Source organism: Microcystis sp. (genome assembly GCF_048564745.1).
Lineage (GTDB): Bacteria > Cyanobacteriota > Cyanobacteriia > Cyanobacteriales > Microcystaceae > Microcystis > Microcystis ichthyoblabe_A.
Genome location: NZ_JBLZRT010000077.1, coordinates 1 through 21,996 on the forward strand (window position 1 = coordinate 1; position 21,996 = coordinate 21,996).

Below are 21,996 nucleotides of genomic sequence, written 5' to 3' on the forward strand. Positions count from 1 at the left end.
AAACTATCAACAACTCATGCTTGTAAAGCTTGTACAATAGGGCTTTGAGTTTTTGTTAGATTGATATTTATCAACTTTAGAGCATTGCTGGACAGAGAGGGAGCTTGGGGAATTTTCTACAGTGTAAGTTCGGAAGAACCACAAATTTTTGAAACTAGAAGGAACCTCTATTCAAGGCTATCTACACCTAGAAAATATCGGTATAGTCTGACGGCTCGAATCGAAAAATAAAAAACAGAAAGCGAAAAAAGAAGCAAAGCTAGAAGTTTTAAAGCGAAGTAAATATAGCCGGTTAAAAAATGAATAAGATTTAACGGAACCCCAAAAAATCAAACTAGAAGCTATCAAAAAAACTTTCCAAAATTTGAAAGAGATGCACGAATTAAAGGAAGAATTTAGAAAGATTGACAAGACCTCAAAGAATGCGACAGAAGGACTGCTATCCATCTCGGAATGGTTGGCAAAATCCTCCAGTATTTTTACCAAGAGTTGTCAAACAATCCGAAACTGGTTTGGAGAAATCATTAGTTATTTCGAGCGAAGGACAACGAATGGGGTGGTCGAGGGAATCAACAATAAACTTAAACTAATAAAACGGAGAGGCTATGGCTTTAGAAACTTTCGTAATTTTTGGGTTAGAAGTATGTTATCTTGGCATCTTGTATGTTGTTTTAGCATAGAGAGTAACGAAGACCCTTTAATTAGAACTACTTACTTATCAACTTTTAATTAATGTTAAATGCGGGTTTTAATCTGGTATCGTAATGATCTGCGAGTTCACGATCACGAGGCAATTTATCGAGCCATTCAAGAACAATTAGAGATAATTCCCTTTTATTGTTTTGATGAGCGTCAATTTGGTCTTACTTCCTACGGGTTTCCAAAAACTGGCCAGTTCCGAGCTAAATTTTTATTAGAAAGCGTAGCAGATTTGCGACAATCTCTGGAAAATTTAGGCGGTAATTTAATTATCCGACGGGGAAAACCCGAAGAAATTATCCCGCAATTAGTTCAAGAATTACAGATAGCGAAAGTTTATTATCATCAAGAGGTTACAGCAGAGGAATTAGCGGTAGAAAAAGCTGTAAATAAGGCTTTATCTATAATTCCTGTGCAGATAAAAACTTTTTGGACAGCCACTTTATATCATCCTGATGATTTACCTTTTACCCTTAATCAACTGCCGGAATTATTTACTAATTTTCGTAAACAAGTAGAACGTCATTGGGAAATAAGAACAACTTATCCCAGTCCGAAAAAGTTGACAAAATTACCTAAAATAGATTTGGGAACCCTTCCTAGTTTAAACGATTTAGGCTTAACAGAACTAATTCTAGACTGGGAAGATGTTTTGTCTTTTCAAGGGGGTGAAGTAGCAGGAAAATCACGGGTTAAAGAATATATTTGGGATAGTGATTCCTTAAAAACCTATAAGGAAACCCGCAATGAAATGTTAGGGACTAATTATTCCTCAAAATTCTCAGCTTGGTTAAGTTTTGGCTGTCTTTCCCCCCGTTATATCTATGAAGAAGTACAAAAATATGAGCAAACAAGAGTAAAAAATGACTCTACTTATTGGCTAATTTTTGAATTATTATGGCGAGATTTTTTTCGATTTATTGGCAGTAAACACGGGAATAAAATCTTTTATAAATCTGGTTTGCAAGAACTTAATTTACCTTGGCTAGAAGATTGGCAAAGATTTAATCTTTGGTGTGAGGGAAAAACTGGTTATCCCCTTGTAGATGCTAATATGAGAGAGTTAGCTGCTACAGGATTTATGTCAAATCGTGGACGGCAAAATGTCGCTAGTTTTCTGACTAAAAATCTCGGTATTGATTGGCGTATGGGAGCAGAATGGTTCGAGTCATTATTAGTTGATTACGATGTCTGTAGTAATTGGGGTAATTGGAATTACACTGCTGGTGTCGGTAATGACGCACGAGGATTTCGTTATTTTAATATCCCGAAACAGTCGAAAGATTATGATCCCAAAGGTGATTATTTACGTCACTGGTTGCCCGAATTAGCCCTAATAAAAGGCGATAAAATTCACGAACCTTATAAATTATCTCTGGAGGAACAAAAGCGTTATGGGGTGATTTTAGGGGTTAATTATCCTCGTCCTATTGTCGATTTTTTTCAATCAATTAAACACAACGAAAAAATTTATCTCGCCAAGTCGTTGCTGATTTGAGATATGAATCTTCTCTTGTGGGATTTTTAAAACCTAGACCCAAAATAACTTTTGGATACGATGCACAATTGCCATTCATACCTTGATTCAACAACGCCTCGAATTGGCATAGGCTTGACTTCGATTTCAACTCAGTTCCTTTATTTTATCGTGTAAGATAGTGATCGCACCACAACGCCCACCCTACTCCAATAGAAAGGCAAAAGATGACTACTACTCTTGAAAGCTTACAGGAATTTATTGATTTTTGTCAACAGCACATTACTGGCAAAGAAAGGAAAGAAGCTCAGATTTTCCTAGACCGTTTCTTTCGAGCTTTTGGTCATAAAGGTGCGTTAGAAGCGGGTGCAACCTATGAGGAGGCGATTACTAAAGGTAGCAAGAAAGGTAAAACAGGATTTGCTGATTTAGTTTGGAAACCTCGTGTTTTAATTGAAATGAAAAAGCGAGGAGAAGATTTAAGTAAGCACTATCCCCAAGCTTTTGAATACTGGAGTCGATTGGTTCCTAATCGCCCTCGGTATGTCTTATTATGTAATTTTGATCAGTTCTGGATTTTTGATTTTGATCTTCAAATAGATGAACCGGTAGATCGAGTAAATCTCAACGATTTGAAAAATCGGGTCAGTGCGTTCAATTTTATGGAAGTAGGGAATCGTACCCCTATTTTTCAGAATAATCAAGTCGAGATTACAGAAACGGCGGCGCGGCGGATGGGTGAGTTGTTTCAACTGTTAAAAAAACGCGGTCATAAAAGCGGTTTTGATGAGTTGACGGCCCAGCGATTTATTTTGCAGTGTGTATTGGCAATGTTTGCTGAGGATCGAGGATTATTACCGAGAGATTTATTTATTTCTTGTGTACAAGAATGTCTAAATGGGGGCAATTCCTATGATGTCTTGGGGGGATTATTTCAACAGATGAACCAACCCGGAATTACCCCCGCTGGCAAGTATCAGGGAGTGGATTATTTTAATGGGGGACTGTTTAGTATAATTCATCCAATTGAATTAACTAATAAAGAATTAGAGTTTCTGGATGTGGCGGCGCGTCAGGATTGGAGTAAGATCCGTCCGGCAATTTTTGGTAATATTTTTGAGGGGACAGCTAATGCTGAAGAACGCCACACCTACGGGATGCACTTTACCTCAGAAGCGGATATTATGAAAATTGTTCGCCCAACTATTAGCCGTTACTGGGAGGAGAAAATTGAGCAAGCTGGGACGATTGGCGAGTTAAATACACTTCAGTTAGAATTACAGCAGTATAAGGTATTAGATCCGGCTTGCGGTTCGGGTAATTTTCTCTATGTCGCCTATCAAGAATTAAAGCGCATTGAACAGTTATTAATTGAAAAGATTGCTAACCGTCGTCGTTCTGCTAGTGACCAATTACAGATTAGTTTTGTTACGCCTAAACAGTTTTATGGAATGGATATTAATCCTTTTGCTGTAGAATTAGCGCGGGTGACTTTAATGATTGCCAGAAAGGTGGCGATTGATAAGTTTAATTTGACGGAAGCTTCTTTACCTTTGGATACTTTGGATAGTAATATTATTTGTGCTGATGCTTTGTTTACGGATTGGCAAAAAGCAGACGCAATTATCGGTAATCCTCCATTTTTGGGAGGTAAACACATGAGATTAAATCTCAGTGATGATTATGTTAATAGAGTGTTTGCGAGGTTTTCTGAGGTTAAAGACTCGGTTGATTTTTGTTCCTATTGGTTTCGTCTAGCACATAATCAATTAGATGAGAAAGGAAGAGCGGGTTTAGTTGGAACTAATTCTATTAGTCAAGGGAAAAGTCGTGTAGCAGCGTTGGATTATATTACTCATAATGGTGGACACATTCATGAGGCGATTTCTACTCAGCCTTGGTCTGGTGAGGCTAATGTTCATGTTAGTATTGTCAATTGGAGTAAAGTTGAACCAGTAAGTTATTATTTAGATAATCATTCAGTTTCTCAGATTAATTCTTCTTTGACGACCACAGTAGATATTTCAAAAGCAGTTAGACTATTAGCCAACAAAAATATTAGTTTTCAAGGAGTGATACCAGTTGGTAAGGGATTTTATATTAAGAGTGAGCAAGCGGAAAAATGGATCGAAAATGATCTTAAGAATAAAGAGGTTTTAAAATTATCATCCTCTGCTGGTGATTTAACTGACAATCCTCATGGAAAACCTAGCCGCTGGATTATTGATTTTAACAATATGAGTTTAGAAGATGCTAGTGAATATAAATTACCTTTTGAGCATATTAAAGTAAATGTTAAGCCAGAAAGAGAGCAAAATAGACGAGAAGTTACTAAACTAAACTGGTGGAAATATGGTGAAAAAAGACCAGCAATGAGAACGGCAATTGAATCTTTAGCTTGTTACTTTAGTATTCCCGCACACTCAAAATGGTTTATTTTTGTTCCTACTTCTTTAGATTGGCTACCTAATAATTCGATTCATGTCGTTGCTTCTGATGATTTCTATATTCTCGGTATCCTAACATCTAACATTCATCGCCTCTGGGTAAAAGCCCAAAGTTCAACTCTTGAAGACAGAACTCGCTACACTCCTAACACCTGTTTTGAAACCTTCCCTTTTCCCCAGACACCTTCACAGGAACTTGTCGAAAAAATCCGTAAAACCGCCGGGGAATTACACGAATACCGCAGCCAACAGATGGAGAAAAAACAATGGGGAATCACCAAACTATATAACCAATTCTTTAACGAACCCAGTAGCCAACTGTATCAACTCCATCAGAAATTAGACAAGCTAGTGATGGAAGCATATCACTTCCAAGCTGACGACGACATCTTAGAGAAACTATTAACCTTAAACCTAGAATTAGCAGAAAAAGAGAAGCGAGGAGAAACCGTCATCGGTCCCTGGTCTCCTTACTCTTAGATTACTCTAACCCCTTACATTAGATTGAAACAATCTGAATTTCCCTGACTCGGTGCATTGGTTTGGTTGGCTTTTCGGTGGTGATTAGTTCATCAGCTTGAATTTGCAGCGCAGCAGCAACATGAAGTGCATCCATCGCCGCTAAACCGTAAGTGCCAGCAATTTCATGAGCATTCTGTATAATTTTTTCTAAGTCAGTTGCCCAGTAATTAACAGCCAGAAAAAATGTTTCGTAAAATTCTATTTCTTCTTGTTGCTTGTTAAAAGTTGCTTTAGGCAATACTTCTAACTGAACAAATCGACTGGAGGCAAACTCCCGATTTTCATCGTTGAGAATTTGATAGGCTTTGATACTGGCTGATTGGATGCCTTGGAAAGCAGTAATCAGTACGCCAGAGTCTATGTAGGCTTTCCTATGACTCACTGCACCCTCCTCGACGTGCAGCAAGTTCTTGTTCTATTTCATCTTCATTGAGCAGTTGCAATCCAGATGCAATCGCCCGATGTCGGATTTCCCATAACTTTTTGCTTAATGGTGTTTGGGGAATAAATTTAGCTTCTGGTGTTGTTTGTGACTCAGATTTAAGTATTTGAACAAATTGCCAAACTTTTTGTTGCTTTTCCGGGGTCAATTCTCGCCATTGTTCAAGTAGTTCTTCTTCTTTATCCATAAATACCTCGCTCTTAAATTACGCATTCCTCGAATCGTTGGCTGTCCAAGACATATTTGTGGATTAACTTTCGGCTCTTGTAGTAGATATGTATGGGTAGTTCAGGTGTTTTAGGTGGGAACTGGTTCACCCGGCCGCAAACTAGACCATTTACCGGTTTCGCGTAAAAAGCTTTCACAACCCACCACATCCCACTCCATTTCGATATAATCTTCCTTGGTGCGAATGTTAACGTTAATAGAAGGGTTCTTCGCTTCAAAGTCCGGTGTCTCGGTGAGATGACGTTCCTGATGTTGTGTTTCTACGGCATGATAGGTGAGACAGCGATCAACAAAATAGCAGTTAATACAAATACACATAGGTTTAACTCTATAGGTCTTTTCCGCTAATCTAGCTCAGTCTCTCCCCAAATGGGGCCAGTCAAAATTATATTTTTGTAAATTTATCTTCTCGATGTCTTGTCAAAAAAACCTAGATAGTTTAGTTAAAGAAGTTTTTGCGATTAATCGGCAAGAATTGCCAGAAAATGCTTATTTAGTCGGTGGTGCTGTGCGAGACGCTTTATTAAACCGTCAGAAAGACTATATTGACCTAGATTTTGTGGTTCCCGAAAAAGCGATCGAAATTGCCCAAACTATTGCCCATCATTATAAAGCGGGTTTTGTGGTTTTAGATGCCGTTCGTCAAATTGCTCGCGTCGTTTTTCCCCAGGGGACCCTTGATTTCGCACAACAGGAGGGAGAATCTCTAGAAATAGACCTAAAAAGACGGGATTTCACCGTTAATGCTCTCGCTTATAATCTCCACACCCAAGAAATTTTCGATCCTTTAGGGGGATTAAAAGATTTAGGCTGCCAATCCCTGCGGATGATTTCCAGGGAAAATCTCCAAGATGATCCCTTAAGATTATTAAGGGCCTATCGACAAGCGGCTCAATTGGACTTTGAGATCGAACCCCATACCCGTGCAACTATTCGTTCTCTTGCCCCTTTATTGCACCGTGTAGCCGCCGAAAGGGTACAATCCGAGTTGAATTACCTTCTGCTCAATTCCCGTGGCAATAAATGGCTAAAAAGTGCCTGGGAAGATGGCTTATTATCTCTCTGGTTGCGTCGGATTACCCCCGCAAAAATGGAGCGAGTTATGGGGGTGGAAGCGGCAGCGGGATTTTTAGAATCTTTGTTACCAGAAAAATTTATCTTTTCCCCTTCTCAGTTACAGTTGACAAAATTGGCCCTATTGGTATCGGATATTTTGGCAGAAGCGGAAAAAGAGTTAATCGATCTCAAGTATTCCCGTGGAGAAATTCGCACGGTAATCACGGTAATTAAGTCTTTACCTCCCCTGAAGGAGCCAGATAATTTGAGTGTGCGGGAACAGTATTTTATTTATCTAAATACGGGAAAAGTATTTCCTATCTTTGCCCTTTTTGCTCTATCGATGGGGATTAACAAAAATATCGTCGCTTCTCTGTTGACTTCCTATCTCGATCCCGATAATATTATCGCCCATCCCCGACCTTTATTAAGGGGCGATGATTTAATTAACCATTTGCACCTGAAACCTAGTCCGATTATCGGTAAGTTATTAACCGAGGTACAAATTGCCCAAATTGAGGGCAAAGTTACAGTTTTTCAGGAGGCGATCGATTTTGCTAAAAAGTTATTATAAGTGGTTGGTTATAATTAAATTAAAAATGGATTTTAGGTTCGATCCCCCCTGCCCCCCTTGATAAGGGGGGTGCCGATCCCCCCTTAATCCCCCCTTAATAAGGGGGGTGCCGATCCCCCCTTAATCCCCCCTTAATAAGGGGGGCATCTGACAACTTTTAACGCCTACCTACTTAGCAATTGTTCACAGTTTGGAGAGTTTTGTCTGTTAATCAGAGTTTTAGATTCCGATTGAGTCTCGGGGTTTCGACTTATCCAAAACTCAGATTATCCAAAACTGAGATTTATTTAGTTTTAAGCTGTGAAGATTGAGGAGCGTTTTCTCCTTCTACGACTAAAGATTTCACATGAGAACCTTGAAACTTTTCCATATTGCTCACTCGCCACATAGCCAGGGGAAAAGTAATGGCAAATAAACCAAAAAGTCCCACTAATATCCAGACGATATCGTGCATTTTACGCGAGGAAAACTTTCTAACTTGAGCGTTCATTTTGTCACCTCCTAGGCTTTAAGTTAAGGGTAAATAGGGAAATAGTGGATGCCATGACATGGCCGTGGCGGCAATCATGAGGGCAAAAAACCAAAAGAGAATGGTCTTAGCTTTTATCTGGCGATCTTTCCAAAGATAATGCAGTATCGGCCAACTGACTAACCAGCCAATTAATAACATCGTTTCTTTGCCGCTATAACTGCCGATATTGCCCCACATTTTGCTAGGATTTTTACTGCCAGGTATCCAACTACCCAAATTCCAAAGAAAAGTTTCTACGGCTTTTGAATGGTCTGCATCGGAAAAATGGTGAGCAACCATCATTAAAAAACAGCCAATACCAGCACTAATAATCGCCGCCGCTGCCGGGCCAGAAGTGGCAGGGGAACGTTTGGCACCTTCGGCTAAACCTTGGGGAAATTGTTTTAAAAAAGCCCAGATTTTTCCATACCAAGGACTATCGACGTAACGTTGAGTCATCAGATTTGTTCCTATTTTTTCAGAGTTCGTAAGTGTCTAAAACCGAAAAGTCCCACCGCTAAAAGTCCCCAACCGTATTACCAGCAGTAGGGAAATGACCGACGATTTGACTTTGGTTGCTAATGCTGGCCGCCCTCGTATCCGTACCATCGGGGCTAAGTTTACACCCCCTAGGGCGGGAGCGGCGATAGATAACCCGAAAAACGTAGCTAAAACGAGCAAAAGTTTAATTTTGTTCACTTTTGAGGTAAAGTAGCTAAATAAGGGTTTACAGGGCGTGAATTTTGGCAACACCGAGGCCGCTAACGAGTCCACCCATGGCAAAAAACATCATCGCCATCAGGGCAATGCAAGTGACCGTTAACACCGGTCGATTAGCTTTGTCTAGGATTGAGTCGCCGTATTTCCAGAGAATCCAAGTGCAGGCCACGCCTAGGGGTAGGGTAAAAAGGACGCTGAATTCGTGGTATTCCATGAGGACGTATTGACCGAGGGGCGAATTTTCCTTTAGCCATGCCCGCGCACCGCCAAATTCTAAACCGGCCCGATAGCGCATATAGGCTAAATTGCCAGTGGCGATCGCCAAAAAAGCGAGGACGGTGGACCAGAAGGTGAGGGTTCGCATTTGCCGCAAAATTTTGCCAGAACCTCTGAGCAGGGGAAAAGCGAGATGACCAGCGTAAACAATCACGACTAGGGCTAATAGGGAACCAAAACCGTGAATTGTGCCTAGCCATCGCTGCCACGGACTCGGATGCAGCAGGTTGACGAAGGGCAGAAATAAAAATAGGCCCGCCGAGAGGATTCCTAGCCCATAGACGCAAACGGTGGCTATATCTAGGGTTTTCGGAAAATCAATTTTTTCTGATTCTGTGGTATAAGATGACATCGGTTTCTCCTTAACGGTCTAGAGAAGCTAAATGGGATTATTTCTCATTTAGCCCGGAATCTTGTTAGAACAAGTCCAGAGAGCATATTTGTCCAACCATCAGAGTATTTTTGGACTGAAGTTGACAATAAATAGAGTCAAGACTTGAATTTCGCCAATTCAAGTCTGAATTGCATCCCTGTCTGCTCTACAGCGTTTCTCGGATATATGAGGTATGTTTTCGCAACTGAGAATTCTTACTTCGGCAAGGTTTAATTTACAATTCACCTTGACGAGAAACGCTACATCTTCATATAATCCCTGATTCGGGGTGCGATAGTCAAGACATTTTCAAGGAAGATTGTTAATAAAGTTTACGGATATTTTTACCTAGTTCTTCGTTACTTGGTATGGTTTGATCGGGTGGCATAAATGGACTACATCCTTATTAGATGAGCTTACCCTGAGAATCTGGCAAAGAAGGTTAGAAACTCAGTACATCAAAGCTTTTAGCTTAACTAATTAGGTTTTAGATTCGACCCTTGTTATCAGGGAGCAATGTTACGCGAAAAAACCGAGTTAAATCCCAAAATTAGGCGTTTTTATCGACAAAATTGTCGAATCGAATTTTAAACAAAAACACGATGCTGTAGGGAAGGCATTTGTCGTCGCACCTGTTGCAGACGTTGGGGATTAATTTCGGCAATTGCCACTCCCGCTTCTTCCCCTGCGTCGGCTAAAACCACACCCCAAGGATCGATAATCATAGCGTGACCGTGGGTGTAACGGCGTGCGTAATTATTGCCCGTTTGAGCGGGAGCTATTATATAACAAGTATTCTCGATCGCTCGCGCTTGTAACAAAACTTTCCAATGATCTTTCCCTGTAAAAGCTGTAAACGCCGCGGGTACAAATAAAACATCGGCTCCTTGCTGCGATAAATAGCGATAGAGTTCGGGAAAACGCACATCATAGCAAATCGAGAGGCCAATTTTTCCCAAGCTATCGGAGCCATAAATCGGCGGTAAATCGATTCCTGCCATGACTGTACTCGATTCCTGATAGGTGTTACCATCCGGGACATTGACATCAAAGAGATGGACTTTTTGATAACGGGCTAATTCCGCACCGTTGCCATCGACTAAAATAGCCGTATTATAAGCCTTATCGGGAATACCCGTCACCGGCACGGGAAAACCACCCCCTAAAATGGTCACTTGAAACCGTTGGGCCATGGTGCGGAGGAATTTATCGGCTTTTCGGGCAATAGTCTCGGACTGGGCGATTTTATCGGTTTCTGCCCCCATAAAAGCGAAATTTTCTGGTAAACCGATTAATTCCGCCCCTTTACCCACGGCAAGTTCGATCAATTCTTCAGCGGCAGCGAGATTTTTCTCTAAATCCGGCTGACTGGTCATTTGAATGGCGGCGGCGAGATAGGATTTCATGGGGGTTGAAGCTCTAGAGTCGGATAATCTCTGTAAAATTAATCATAACCTTCGATTATATCCAATTTCAGATATTTTGTCACCCCATGAGTAAAATTGTTTTCTGTGACTTTGATGGCACTATCACCGCCGTGGAAACTTTTGCGGGTATGCTCAAAGAATTCGCCCCCGATTTATCGGCCCAAATTATGCCCCAAATGTACGCCCGCACTCTGACTCTGCGCCGGGGTGTCCGTCAACTGCTAGAGTCGATACCGAGCCAAAAATACGCCGATATTCTCGCCTATGCCGAAAGCAAGCCAATTCGCCCTGGATTAGCCGAATTCCTCGCTTTTTTACAGGAGCAATCCATCCCTTTTATTATTATCTCCGGTGGCATCCAAGGCATGATTGAAACGGTCTTAAAACGGGAGGGACTATTAGATAAGGTAACGGCAATTTATGGGGTCAATCTTCATACTCAAGGGGAATATCTGCAAGTTCATTCCGATTGGGAAAATGAGACGGAATTAGTGGCTAAAGCCTTGATTATGGCCAAATATTCAGGAGTAGAAACTATTGCGATCGGTGATTCCGTTACCGATATTACTATGGCTAGAAGGGCCGATCTAGTTTTTGCTAGGGATCGTTTAATCGATTATCTGCAAGCGGAAAATCACCCCTATATTCCTTGGGATAACTTTTTTGAGATTCGCGAATATCTGTTATTGAGAGATTAGGGATTAGCTGTTAATTAGGTAGGGGTTAAAAATTGTCAGATACCCTCCTTGGATTAAGGGGGGATCAAAGAGGGCGAATGCAATTCGCCCCTACAATAATATTATTGCGCCAATGGTAGGAGCGCACTGTGGTCAGTGAGTTTATCGAACTGCGTGCGCCCTGTAATATAGATATTTCGACCAAATTGAGATTTACTACCCTACTCTCAAGGGTAACAATAATTATAAATTTTTGTAAATTTGTGTTGGTTTACACTTGACAAAATCGGGGGGGGGGGTAAAATCCCGTTGTTGCTCTGTCTTGTCATTGAGGAACTAGCTTAAAATTTAGTGATTGGCAATTTTGAAAAAATCAATTTTTCTCCCTTGCCAATGTCGCTTAATTTGAGATTTTCTCCTTTAAAGGTCAGTCAGAACATTTGTTTGTTTGTTTGTTTGTTTTGAGGAAAGTTTCTGAGTATGAAAACTTCGACTGTGCTTAAAAAATTTTCAACGGTTGTTACTGGATCGGCAGCATTTCTCGCCCTTAGCACCTTTTCTGCTATAGTAGCACCCGCATCTCAAGCTGTTACTATCACTAACGGATTCACCTATTCTGTTGCTAGCAGCGAAGGTGATCAGACTGTAGGAACACATTATCATTCTAATACAGGCGGCGCTTTTGGTAATCCGGCTGGAAAAGCTGAGGTTGGTGATTTCTTTTCTGAGGAAGTTCGCGGACTTTCTGAATACAATATGGCTGGCTTGGGTACTGCAACTTCAGCCTTTGTTACCTTCGATGTATTCAAAGCTGGAGGATTGTTCTCAGGTGAGAATGACTTTCCCTTTACAGGAAATATCAATATCGTCGCCTATCAAGGTAATAATTTAGAGGATATCTCCGACTATCAAGCTCCATCCATTGGAACTGTCGGAACTTTCAATACTGCGGGTCTTTCTGTAGGGAATACGTTGAGTTTCGATATTACTTCAATTTTCAATAACGCTATCGCAAATGGGTGGTCGTCATTAGGTATGCGTTTACAAATTGCAAGTGGTACAGATCCACAAGGTGGAGCTTGGACATTCGATACTTTTCGCCTTACTACTGACAATCAAAGTAACAATCAAACTGTACCCGAACCTGCTTCAGTCTTAGGTTTACTTGCCATCGGTGCTTTGGGTGCGGGTGCAGCCTGGAAGCGCAAATTAAAATAAAAAACTGGCAAATCTAGCTTTAAATTAGCAGCGATCGCTCTATATTGATAAAGTGCGATCGCTTTTTTGGGGAGACATTCCACATTTTTATTAATCTTTGTTAGAATGATGAGATGGGTAATGGCTTTGAGTTGATTGGAGAACTAACCGAAATAGAGATTATCGCCGTCAACCTCTCTATTCGTGAACTCAGAAGGCTAAAAGCGCAGTTTGGGGGTCGTCGATGGCGAAAGCTAAAAGGAGTCGGCTTAGTTCAATTTCCTAATGGAGAAATCCGCAAAGCTGAACTACACTGGTATGAGTCTCATTAGTGCAAGGGAAGTGACGCAAACCGAACGAGAAGCTTATGAAGAGGGATGAGCCAGAAATGGAAGATGATTTACGGACAGAGTATGACTTGAAGCACCTCCGAGTTAGAAAGTTAGGCTCTGGAAGAAAAAGCTTTGGTGGAGTCACTGTGCGCTTGGAGCCTGATGTCGCGGAAATGTTTCCCACTGCTGATGCGGTTAACGAAGCATTAAGATTGTTGATCAGAGTAATGCGAGATAACAAAACTCTTGCTTCTACAGTACAGGCTAACCTAAAGGCTGAGTCCTGACAAAATGCAGGGCGGGATTGAGTATTTATAAGAAAGCGAAGGGAATGGCGAATAAAGCTATAGTCTCGAATTAGATGCGATCACGCTATATTTGTAGAGGGCGATCGCTTTTTGTGTTATAATCCTAGTACAGCCTGGCAAATTCCTTTTCTGTAGGGGCGTATGGCATACACCCTCCCTTAGATAACCTTTTCTTATCACCACAAATACGGGAGAGCCGAAAAATTACTATGAAAATTCAAACAGATTTGACGATTCCTGAGATTGAGGAAATTAGAAAAGAGGGAGTTAAAGCTCTCGTAGAGAGATTGGGAATTGCTAAAGCGGCTTTCTTTCTAAGAGAAACAGCATCCCAACCTCTAAATTATTTAGAAACTAAAGATCAGTTATTTGGTGAAATGACAGCGACGGATATTTACGATCAAATTAAAGGCGGCTATCACTGAAATGATTGAGGAAATTCGTCAAAAAGTTAGACAAAACCAATTGGAATTTTCTCAACACGCTGTCAATCAAAGTATCCTGCGTCAGATCAGTGTTCAAGAATTACGGGAGGCGATGGAACAAAGCGAAATTATTGAAGATTATCCAGCTGATAAGTATGGTGCAAGCTGTTTACTTTTTGGATTTACTCTAATTAATAGAGCCTTACACATTCATTGTAGCTATCCCTCTCGCCCTTTGCTCAAAATTATTACCCTATATGAACCCGATCCAAATTTATGGATTGATTTTAAATCAAGGAGAACACCAGATGTCAACTAATTCTAGACAAGAAACCTTAATTGAACAAGAAGTTACCTATACCCTTGAAATCAATGGCAATTTTTTTATTATAGAAAATGTCCCCGCTAGAGTCTGTGTAGAAACGGGAGAGCGTTTTTTTGCACCAGAAACTGTCGAACGCTTGCAGGAAATTGTCTGGGAAAATAAGCGACCAAAACGGGTAATTGAAACACCAGTATTTGACTTTGCTAGTTAGTGTTTAATAGAAAACTGGCAAATCGAGCAACAATTGAAGTCTTAAATTAGGGGCGATTGCGCTATATTTGTAGAGTGTGATCGCTTTTTTGTTTATAATAGTTAAAGACACGATAAATTGATTCAAGTCAAGCCCATGCCACTAACTCTTAATTTAACATCGGAAATCGAACAATATCTCAGCCAAAAAGCGACGGAGAAAGGTCTTTCTCTAGAAGATTATGTCCTCAAGCTACTTAAAGATACTATTTTAGAACAAGAAAAACAGACCAAACTGGTTAATTTACTTCAATCTTGGATTGATGAAGAAGATGAACAAGAACAACAAGAAACCGGTGAATATTTAATCGAAGCACTCGATCAAGATCGTTTATCTGAGCGTCCTTTATTTCCGGCTCACTTAAAGGGAGTAACTTGGTGAATAGAGTAATTTTATTAGATACGGGAATTATCGGTTTAATTACTAATCCTAAGCGAGCGCCTGAAAGTCTAGCTTGTAATTTTTGGCTACAAACACTAATTAAAGCAGGTATTAGGGTTATTCTTCCAGAAATTGCTGATTATGAGGTGCGTCGAGAGTTGTTACGCGCTAACAAGATTAAAGGAATTAAGCGACTGGATGAGTTAGCATGGGTTACGCTACCGCTAACCCATCCTACAAATAATTGTGCGTCCGTACTTATGACAAAATATCGATCGGGAGAAACTTTAACTCTTTTTTTGACTATCTCTGGTAATTAAATAATCATTGTTAAGTAGCTGGTTATAATTAAATTAAAAATGGATTTTAGGTTCGATCCCCCCTCAGTCCTAGGGTTGATTCATAGTAGGGTTGATTCATGAATCAACCCTACCCTTAGTCCCCCCTTGATAAGGGTGGTGTCTGATAATTTTTAACGCCTACCTACTTATCTCCCATTAACCTGAAGAGTATTTATCTAAAATCCTTATTCATCCCCTAAATAAGCTTCAATCACCGCAGGATTCTCCCTGACTGTAGCTGGATCTCCCAAAGCGATTAACTTACCGAAATCTAACACAGCAATGCGATCGCATAATCCCATCACTAAAGGCACATGATGTTCGATTAACAGGACAGTCAAAGCTAAATTATCGCGGATTTGTCGAATTAGCTGACTTAATGACCCCTTTTCGCTGGGATTCATCCCGGCTGCTGGTTCATCGAGGAGTAATAACTGGGGTTGCAAAGCTAAAGCGCGGGCAATTTCCAAGCGTCTTTGATCGCCATAGGCTAAATTACGGGCTTTGCGATTGCTTTGGTCGGTTAATCCGACTAAATCTAATAATTCCCCCGCTCTTTTGTAGGTTTTTTCCTCCTCCCTTCTCGAAACTGGTAAACCCAAAATTCCCGTCCAAAGATTGGAGCTATTGTGAATGTGACCAGCGATCGCAACATTTTCTAAAGCCGATAATTCACCAAATAAGCGCAAATTCTGGAAAGTACGGGCAATTCCTGCCTGAGCGATCTGGTGAGGACGATAATTCGCCAGACTGTCGCCTTGATAAATTAAATCACCACTCGATAGGGGAATTAAACCGGTGATCAGATTAAATAAAGTCGTTTTTCCCGCCCCATTCGGTCCAATTAAGCCAAAAATCTCGTTTTTTTGTACCTGAAAGGAAACCCCATCGACGGCGACTAATCCCCCAAATCGACGGGTGGCTCCGCGCACTTCTAATAAATTTGCTTGCATCCTTGTTAACAGATTAAATTAGTCGATTTTACTCGATCAAGACGATTGCAAGTAAGCATTGCACCGACCAAAAAAAAGATATTTCTCAGGAGATTTACCCTGAAAGAATCAGTTGTCAAGATTTATCGGGCAGTTATTTTGATCAGGAAACATTCTACACAATCCCCACCAGATCAGCAAGACGGCTCACCACTACCAGCGAATCACTACCGATAACGAAAAACTGCCATAATTGCAGAAATGTCCTCATCTAGCCAAAAGGCGATCGCTATTGATGAAAAATGACGCTAAAATTATCGATCTCGTCATCCGGCTGTTTTTTCTCGGCCTGTTGTTATTTGCCGGTTTTACCCTGCTGCGTCCCTTCCTAACCATGATCCTCTGGGGAGCAATTCTAGCGATCGCTTGGTATCCGATCTTTCTCTGGTTAAAAAAGTTACTCGCTGGCCGGGCGAAACTAGCCGCAGTTCTCCTCACCCTACTTTGTCTAGGGATTATTATCGGTCCGGTGAGTGGCATTGCAGCGGTTCTGGCGGGTAATCTGCGAACGCTGGCCGAGTATATCGATACTGGTGCGGCGGTGATTCCCCCTCCCCCCGACGATGTGGCCACCTGGCCGCTAATTGGCGAAAGGATTGCCAGTCTCTGGCAGCAGGCATCCGATAACACAGGTCAATTTCTTCAACGCTTCGAGCCACAATTAAAAGAACTGGGAAAAATCTCCCTTTCTCTGGCCACCAGTACCGGTCTGACGGTGCTGAAATTTATCGCCTCGATTCTGATTGCGGCAGCCCTCACCCTCTCGGCTAAAAATCTGACTCGCCCGATGAACCGGTTAGCGGAAAAGATCGCCCCGGGTCGAGGAATCGCGCTGGCCGGTCTGACCGCCTCTACCGTCCGCAATGTTAGCCGCGGTATTATTGGCGTTGCTATTATCCAGAGTCTTTTGATCGGCATCGGTTTAGTAACGGTGGGAACGCCTGCGGCCGGTTTATTAACTCTCCTCACCCTAATTTTGGGCATTCTCCAAATTGGCCCCGGTTTGATTGTCTTGGGGGCGCTGATTCACGCTTGGGTAACACTACCCCATTCCATCGCCCTATTATTTACCATCTGGATGATTCCCGCCACCTTGGTGGATAATTTCCTCAAGCCGATTTTAATGGGCCGCGGTCTGCCCATTCCCATGGTGGTGATTCTGCTCGGGGTGTTCGGGGGAGTGATCGCCTACGGGATTATCGGTTTGTTCGTCGGGCCGGTTCTGCTCGGTCTCTGCTACGAGTTAGTTAGGGCTTGGATTGGCGAGGATAGCCCCGAACCAGTGGCAAATAGCCATGATTAGCCAATCTAAGGGCGGATATGTCTAATTTTTACCTTAATCTTTCCAGGGAACTTAGGAAAAAAAGATTAATTTAGCCACGGTTCCGGTTAAGCAGATTGAGGTAAAAGTAGGCTCATCTAAAGGGAAGGTTTCTTCAGTTGGTGACAGCAAGCAATCAAACCGCAGAAACCGGACTGAGGTGAGGAGAATGTTCAATTTAAGACATAGGTAGTGATTTGGCTCTTCTAGGTTCTGTGTGATCAGCTTAACTTACCATAGAAGCGATCGATCTTTGTGTCCTTTGTGTCTCTGTGGTTCGTTCCACCCCCTCGCTAGGAGGAATGTATCTTAGAATACATTTTACCCACCAAATCCAAGAGAGCCGTGATTTGAATGTGGTGGTTGGTTTATTGTAAGAAGATAAAGGTGTATATTTGGCTGGTAATTAATAGAAAAACAAGGAAAATTACTGATTTACATTTAAAAAATTTAATTCGTTGATCAGTTTAAAAACTATGACAAAGTTTGCCAGCTTTTGAACAAAAAACTATTTTTTATCCCCCAAATATTACCCATTTATCGTCTCTGATAAACTTGGTGTATTTATTGATTTTTATTATTTATACAAATCTTGCTAGGCAAGGCTTTAAAGACCATATTTTCGAGAATTACTTCTATTATTCTCCCTTACACACAGAAACAATAAGAGGCAATTTATCCACTTAATTATCTTTTTTATAATTGGGCTACAGTTTTTGAAAAATAGTCTTAGTATTTACTCGGTTGATTGAGAAACCCTGACCTAGTAAGCTAGGACGCATTTACGCAACGAATTTTAACTGCGTCTCAAGAAGTAATTTAAATGCACAGGCAGCTTAATACTTCCACGTTTTTTCATTCTCAATAATGCTGTCTTTCTTGCTGTGACTCATCAGGCTCTTGGATAAATTTAAGAAAAAATTTATTTTTTCCTAGAACCTGTCCATTTATGATGTAAGCAAACAAGAGATTTAGCCCCAGGGCAGAAAAGTTGGGCTAGTCTTTTTCCCTAACCATAAAGAGAAAACAGAAACAATCCAACACCCCCAAGTAATTGACCGATTAATTTTCGGAAAATGGGGTGTGCCTGGTGATGAAGACAACACAAGTAAGTTCCAACTTATCTAGTACAGATATGTCATCTCTAGAAGATTCTTTGAGTTTTGAGCAATCCTTCCCAATCACGGCTGATTTAACCGGTTCCGACGATTTAACTGTATCGAAGGAAACTTCTCCCTTAGCAGTCCTGAACTCTAACCCCTCCCCATCTACAGTCTCCTCGGAGGCTCCTACGGTTTCAGCCTCCCCTGCTGCTAAGAGTTCCCCATTGTTTCCCGCTTCTCTTAGTATTGACTCTTCTCGTTATCCCACCAGTCCAGGGTTGGGTCTTGCCTCTGTACCCAGTGCCGCTCCCGTCACCTCAGAGCTAAAACCGCCGGCAACTAGCACCCCTGCTCCTTATGCTCCCAATCAACTGATTGTCAAGTTTAAGCAAGGGATCGCCAGCGCCCAAGTTGCTCAGTTTCAGTCCCTCTTTGGTGCTGTTAGCACCCAGAAGATTAAACTAACGGGGGCAGAGGTTTGGAAGTTATCGGGGTCGCTCTCTGTGGAGAAGATTCTGGCACAATATCGCTCCAATCCGATTTTTGAATACATTGAACCCGACTATATTCTGACGAAAGGCACAATCACTCCGAAGGCGACATTCCCCAATGACCCCAGTTTTGGTCAACTGTGGGGATTGCATAACACCGGACAAAGTGGCGGTACTCCCGATGCCGATATTGATGCCCCGGAAGCCTGGGATATTCAAAAAGGCAATCCTAATTTAGTGATTGGGGTTATTGATTCGGGGGTGGACTACAGCCATCCCGATTTGGCCGGTAATATCTGGACAAACCCAGGGGAGATTGCCAACGACGGCATTGACAACGATGGCAATGGCTACGTTGATGACATTCGCGGTTGGGACTTTGCCTACAACGACAATGACCCGGGTGATGTTGATGGTCACGGAACCCATGTGGCTGGAACTATCGCAGGCAAAGGAAATAATGGGGTCGGCGTGACAGGGGTGGCTTGGAATGCCAAAATCATGCCACTGAAGTTCCTTGATGATACGGGGTCAGGCTGGACTTCCGATGCCATCTTGGCAATTAACTATGCGACGGCCAAAGGAGTTAAGCTCACCAATAATTCCTGGGGAGGCGGCGGTTTTAATCAAGCGCTCTACGATGCGATTAACGCGGCGGGTCAGGCGGGGGCTTTATTTATTGCGGCGGCTGGTAATAATTCGGCTAACGCAGATATTAATCCCATGTATCCTGCGGCCTACAATCTTGACAACATTGTTAGTGTTGCTTCCACCACCCGCACCGATGCTCTCTCTTCCTTTTCCAACTATGGCTTAAACAGCGTAGATTTGGGTGCGCCTGGTTCAGACATTTACAGTCTAGCTCCTGGTGGTGGATACGCGACCCTTTCAGGCACATCCATGGCCAGTCCCCATGTGGCGGGGGCGGCGGCTTTGTTGTGGTCACAAAATCCCACTTGGACAGCCCAACAGGTGAAAAACACCTTAATGAATACGGGGGATTCTATTGCGGCTTTAGCAGGGAGAACGGTTTCTGGTAAGCGGCTCAATGTGTTTAACGCTTTGGCGGCGGCTAACTTACCTTCTGTAACCGTCAGCGTCAGTCCGGCCACTGTGCAGGAAGACGGTGTGACTAACTTGGTTTATACCTTTACTCGCACTAACTTAAACCTGAGTTCTCCCCTGACCGTTAACTTCGGGGCGAGTGGCATAGCCAACGCCGCCCCGGTGGGAAGCGACCCAGCCGATTACAACGTATTAACAGGTAGTGCTGTCACCTTTAACCCGACGACAAAACTGGGAACCGTCACTTTTGCTGCTGGTGCGACAACGGCAACGGTCGTGGTTGATCCGATTGCTGACACTATTGCCGAAATCGCTAACGAAACAGTGGCTCTCACGGTTAATAGCGGCACCGGTTATATTGGCGGTTCACCCGGAACAGCCACAGGAACGATTGTTTCCGAAGAAACCCTACCGATTTTTAGTAACCCTAACCCGATTACTATTCCTGATAGTGGTTCCAGTACCCCCTATCCTTCCACTATTAATGTTTCAGGCTTAAGCGGTAATATTAATAGCCTGAAAGTAACGCTGACAAACCTGAGCCATACTTGGCCCGATGATATTGATGTATTACTGGTGGGTCCCACGGGAACCAAAGCCCTATTAATGTCCGATGTGGGTGGCTCAAGTGATGTCAGTAATGTCAGTCTCACCTTTGATCCGACGGCAACCTCCTTCTTGCCTGATTCAGGGCTAATTACCAGTGGCAGTTATAAGGCCACAAACTTTGGAACCGGTGATTTCTTTAACTCGCCCGCTCCCGGTGGCCCCTACGGTACGGATTTCTCCGTATTCAACGGCATCAACCCCAATGGAACCTGGAGCCTCTATGTTGTGGATGACGCGGGATTAGACGTGGGAACTATTGCTGGTGGTTGGTCAATGCTTATTGGTACGGGGGGCGGATCGACGAAAACAATCTCGATCGCCAAAACCGCCGATGGTAAGGAAGCAGGTTCAGTAAGCAGTGTCTTTACCCTGACCCGCACTGGCGACCTCTCCAGTGCCTTAACGGTTAACTACACCTTGGCGGGGGCAGCGACTCCTGGTGTGGACTACACAGGCACTACTCGTAACACCGTCACCTTTGCGGCGGGTTCCCGCAATGCTACCATCACTCTGCCCACCAAAGATGACCTCTTGAGTGATCCCAGTGAAACCATCATCACCAGAATTACCGCCCCCGTCGGCTACACGATTAGTGGACCTAGCGCTGCTACGGCCACCATTCTTGACAATGATGGTAACGCAGCCCATAACAACTTGGTCGGGACGAGCTTTGCCGATGCCCTGGCTGGAGTGGTAGGTAATGACACCCTTAGCGGTTTAGGAGGCAACGACACCCTCGATGGTGGGGCTGGTAATGATAACCTGACAGGCGGTCTTGGCAAAGATACCCTGACGGGAAGCACGGGATCCGATACTTTCAATTACAATTCCCTCGGTGAGTCGCTGCTGACTGGCTTTGATGTTATTCAAGGCTACAGTGGCACAGGTGCTAGTCTTGATCGCATTAATGCCCCTGGGTCTATTGCGGCAATCACTTTGACCGCATCGAAAGGGACAGCTTTGAATTTAAGCGCAGCCGCTATTCAAGCTGTCTTAACCAACACTAACTTTGCTGCTAACACGGCGGCGGCTTTTAAAGTGAGAGGTCAAAGTGGTACTTTTATCGCTCTCAATAATGGAGTGGCGGGTTTCCAAGCCGCTAATGATGCGATCATTCAACTGAGTGGTTACAACATTGCTGTGGCCAGACCAGTGCTAGTGATCTAGATCGAGAGATCATTTAAGTTTGCGGGCAGTAGGAGACTCTTCTCCTACTGCGACTGGCGGTCTTTCAAATGTTTAAAGGGTTTTTATCTGGATTGTGCAGAAACTCAACAAAATGCAGAAATAGACCTCTTGCAAAAGTCTTAAGTCGATCCTTGTACAGCAACATTTTTGAAGATTATCAACTACTAATAAATAATTAACTGAAAGTCCCTCCCATTATTGTTTCTATCGTTTGTTTTCGGATTTATGCAAGAGGTCTA

23 protein-coding genes and 1 pseudogene are annotated in these 21,996 nt (G+C 42.6%); 16 read left to right on the forward strand and 8 right to left on the reverse strand.

The window, feature by feature from the left end:
* Positions 1-223: 223 nt before the first annotated feature.
* From ACOCD9_RS09955 to ACOCD9_RS09965, 3 genes and pseudogenes are all read left to right on the forward strand, one after another.
* Positions 224-667 (forward strand): annotated as a pseudogene (locus ACOCD9_RS09955) (ISL3 family transposase); the annotation flags it as partial.
* Positions 668-739: 72 nt separating this feature from the next.
* Entirely contained in the window at positions 740-2,197 is a 1,458-nt protein-coding gene (locus tag ACOCD9_RS09960) for a DASH family cryptochrome (RefSeq protein ID WP_419547283.1), read from the forward strand.
* A gap of 206 nt (positions 2,198-2,403) precedes the next feature.
* Positions 2,404-5,103, forward strand: coding sequence for a DNA methyltransferase (locus ACOCD9_RS09965; protein ID WP_419547285.1), 2,700 nt, complete (start codon positions 2,404-2,406; stop codon positions 5,101-5,103).
* 19 nt (positions 5,104-5,122) lie between these two features.
* On the opposite strand, the gene ACOCD9_RS09970 is transcribed toward ACOCD9_RS09965, so the two are convergent.
* The 3 genes from ACOCD9_RS09970 to ACOCD9_RS09980 all read right to left on the reverse strand — a co-directional run bounded on the left by ACOCD9_RS09970 (position 5,123) and on the right by ACOCD9_RS09980 (position 6,133).
* Positions 5,123-5,527 carry a type II toxin-antitoxin system VapC family toxin gene (locus tag ACOCD9_RS09970; protein WP_008207411.1) on the reverse strand — a complete coding sequence of 135 codons (405 nt, stop codon included), beginning with the start codon at positions 5,525-5,527 and terminating at the stop codon, positions 5,123-5,125.
* The gene (locus ACOCD9_RS09975; protein ID WP_008207408.1) at positions 5,517-5,774 is read right to left on the reverse strand and encodes a hypothetical protein; all 258 of its coding nucleotides are present in this window, start codon (positions 5,772-5,774) and stop codon (positions 5,517-5,519) included. Before ACOCD9_RS09975 ends, ACOCD9_RS09970 begins: the two co-directional genes overlap by 11 nt.
* A gap of 110 nt (positions 5,775-5,884) precedes the next feature.
* The gene (locus ACOCD9_RS09980) at positions 5,885-6,133 is read right to left on the reverse strand and encodes a Ycf34 family protein (protein ID WP_002795917.1); all 249 of its coding nucleotides are present in this window, start codon (positions 6,131-6,133) and stop codon (positions 5,885-5,887) included.
* Between the two features lie 94 nt (positions 6,134-6,227).
* On the opposite strand from ACOCD9_RS09980, the gene ACOCD9_RS09985 reads away from it, so the two are divergent.
* The gene (locus ACOCD9_RS09985) at positions 6,228-7,445 is read left to right on the forward strand and encodes a CCA tRNA nucleotidyltransferase (RefSeq protein ID WP_419547287.1); all 1,218 of its coding nucleotides are present in this window, start codon (positions 6,228-6,230) and stop codon (positions 7,443-7,445) included.
* Positions 7,446-7,728: 283 nt separating this feature from the next.
* Here the strand turns inward: ACOCD9_RS09985 and ACOCD9_RS09990 are convergent, their stop codons facing one another.
* Positions 7,729-7,935, reverse strand: coding sequence for a hypothetical protein (locus ACOCD9_RS09990; RefSeq protein WP_016517055.1), 207 nt, complete (start codon positions 7,933-7,935; stop codon positions 7,729-7,731).
* 18 nt (positions 7,936-7,953) lie between these two features.
* Complete coding sequence (locus ACOCD9_RS09995; protein WP_002803037.1) at positions 7,954-8,415, reverse strand: hypothetical protein; 462 nt, start codon at positions 8,413-8,415, stop codon at positions 7,954-7,956.
* A gap of 94 nt (positions 8,416-8,509) precedes the next feature.
* Between ACOCD9_RS09995 and ACOCD9_RS10000 the strand changes: the two genes are divergently transcribed.
* Positions 8,510-8,671, forward strand: coding sequence for a hypothetical protein (locus ACOCD9_RS10000; protein ID WP_287702651.1), 162 nt, complete (start codon positions 8,510-8,512; stop codon positions 8,669-8,671).
* Between the two features lie 12 nt (positions 8,672-8,683).
* On the opposite strand, the gene ACOCD9_RS10005 is transcribed toward ACOCD9_RS10000, so the two are convergent.
* Positions 8,684-9,304, reverse strand: a complete 621-nt coding sequence (locus ACOCD9_RS10005; RefSeq protein WP_012267536.1) for a hypothetical protein — start codon at positions 9,302-9,304, stop codon at positions 8,684-8,686.
* 608 nt (positions 9,305-9,912) lie between these two features.
* Complete coding sequence (locus ACOCD9_RS10010; RefSeq protein WP_419547290.1) at positions 9,913-10,731, reverse strand: carbon-nitrogen hydrolase family protein; 819 nt, start codon at positions 10,729-10,731, stop codon at positions 9,913-9,915.
* Between the two features lie 86 nt (positions 10,732-10,817).
* Between ACOCD9_RS10010 and ACOCD9_RS10015 the strand changes: the two genes are divergently transcribed.
* The 9 genes from ACOCD9_RS10015 (at position 10,818) to ACOCD9_RS10055 (ending at position 14,967) form a co-directional block, all read left to right on the forward strand.
* Positions 10,818-11,450 carry an HAD-IB family phosphatase gene (locus ACOCD9_RS10015; RefSeq protein ID WP_419547291.1) on the forward strand — a complete coding sequence of 211 codons (633 nt, stop codon included), beginning with the start codon at positions 10,818-10,820 and terminating at the stop codon, positions 11,448-11,450.
* A gap of 459 nt (positions 11,451-11,909) precedes the next feature.
* The gene (locus ACOCD9_RS10020; RefSeq protein WP_287702657.1) at positions 11,910-12,647 is read left to right on the forward strand and encodes a PEP-CTERM sorting domain-containing protein; all 738 of its coding nucleotides are present in this window, start codon (positions 11,910-11,912) and stop codon (positions 12,645-12,647) included.
* 113 nt (positions 12,648-12,760) lie between these two features.
* Positions 12,761-12,958 (forward strand): hypothetical protein, encoded by a 198-nt coding sequence (locus ACOCD9_RS10025; RefSeq protein ID WP_002739967.1) that lies wholly within the window; start codon positions 12,761-12,763, stop codon positions 12,956-12,958.
* 35 nt (positions 12,959-12,993) lie between these two features.
* Positions 12,994-13,245, forward strand: a complete 252-nt coding sequence (locus ACOCD9_RS10030) for a hypothetical protein (protein ID WP_002793757.1) — start codon at positions 12,994-12,996, stop codon at positions 13,243-13,245.
* A gap of 230 nt (positions 13,246-13,475) precedes the next feature.
* A complete protein-coding gene (locus ACOCD9_RS10035) occupies positions 13,476-13,691 on the forward strand; it encodes a hypothetical protein (RefSeq protein WP_287702659.1) in 216 nt (71 codons plus the stop codon).
* Between the two features lies 1 nt (position 13,692).
* Positions 13,693-14,010: a DUF4258 domain-containing protein gene (locus ACOCD9_RS10040; protein ID WP_419547292.1), complete on the forward strand. Its 318-nt coding sequence runs from the start codon at positions 13,693-13,695 to the stop codon at positions 14,008-14,010.
* Positions 13,949-14,227 (forward strand): YgiT-type zinc finger protein, encoded by a 279-nt coding sequence (locus ACOCD9_RS10045; protein WP_002795314.1) that lies wholly within the window; start codon positions 13,949-13,951, stop codon positions 14,225-14,227. Before ACOCD9_RS10040 ends, ACOCD9_RS10045 begins: the two co-directional genes overlap by 62 nt.
* A gap of 135 nt (positions 14,228-14,362) precedes the next feature.
* Positions 14,363-14,647: a hypothetical protein gene (locus ACOCD9_RS10050; RefSeq protein WP_002803029.1), complete on the forward strand. Its 285-nt coding sequence runs from the start codon at positions 14,363-14,365 to the stop codon at positions 14,645-14,647.
* Positions 14,644-14,967: a hypothetical protein gene (locus tag ACOCD9_RS10055; RefSeq protein ID WP_419547294.1), complete on the forward strand. Its 324-nt coding sequence runs from the start codon at positions 14,644-14,646 to the stop codon at positions 14,965-14,967. The genes ACOCD9_RS10050 and ACOCD9_RS10055 overlap by 4 nt, the downstream gene beginning before the upstream one ends.
* Before the next feature lie 206 nt (positions 14,968-15,173).
* Here the strand turns inward: ACOCD9_RS10055 and ACOCD9_RS10060 are convergent, their stop codons facing one another.
* On the reverse strand, positions 15,174-15,941 hold the full coding sequence (locus ACOCD9_RS10060; RefSeq protein WP_419547295.1) for an ABC transporter ATP-binding protein: 768 nt from the start codon (positions 15,939-15,941) through the stop codon (positions 15,174-15,176).
* Between the two features lie 274 nt (positions 15,942-16,215).
* On the opposite strand from ACOCD9_RS10060, the gene ACOCD9_RS10065 reads away from it, so the two are divergent.
* On the forward strand, positions 16,216-17,283 hold the full coding sequence (locus ACOCD9_RS10065) for an AI-2E family transporter (RefSeq protein ID WP_287702664.1): 1,068 nt from the start codon (positions 16,216-16,218) through the stop codon (positions 17,281-17,283).
* Between the two features lie 1,153 nt (positions 17,284-18,436).
* Entirely contained in the window at positions 18,437-21,736 is a 3,300-nt protein-coding gene (locus tag ACOCD9_RS10070; protein ID WP_287702666.1) for a S8 family serine peptidase, read from the forward strand.
* Positions 21,737-21,996 lie beyond the last annotated feature (260 nt).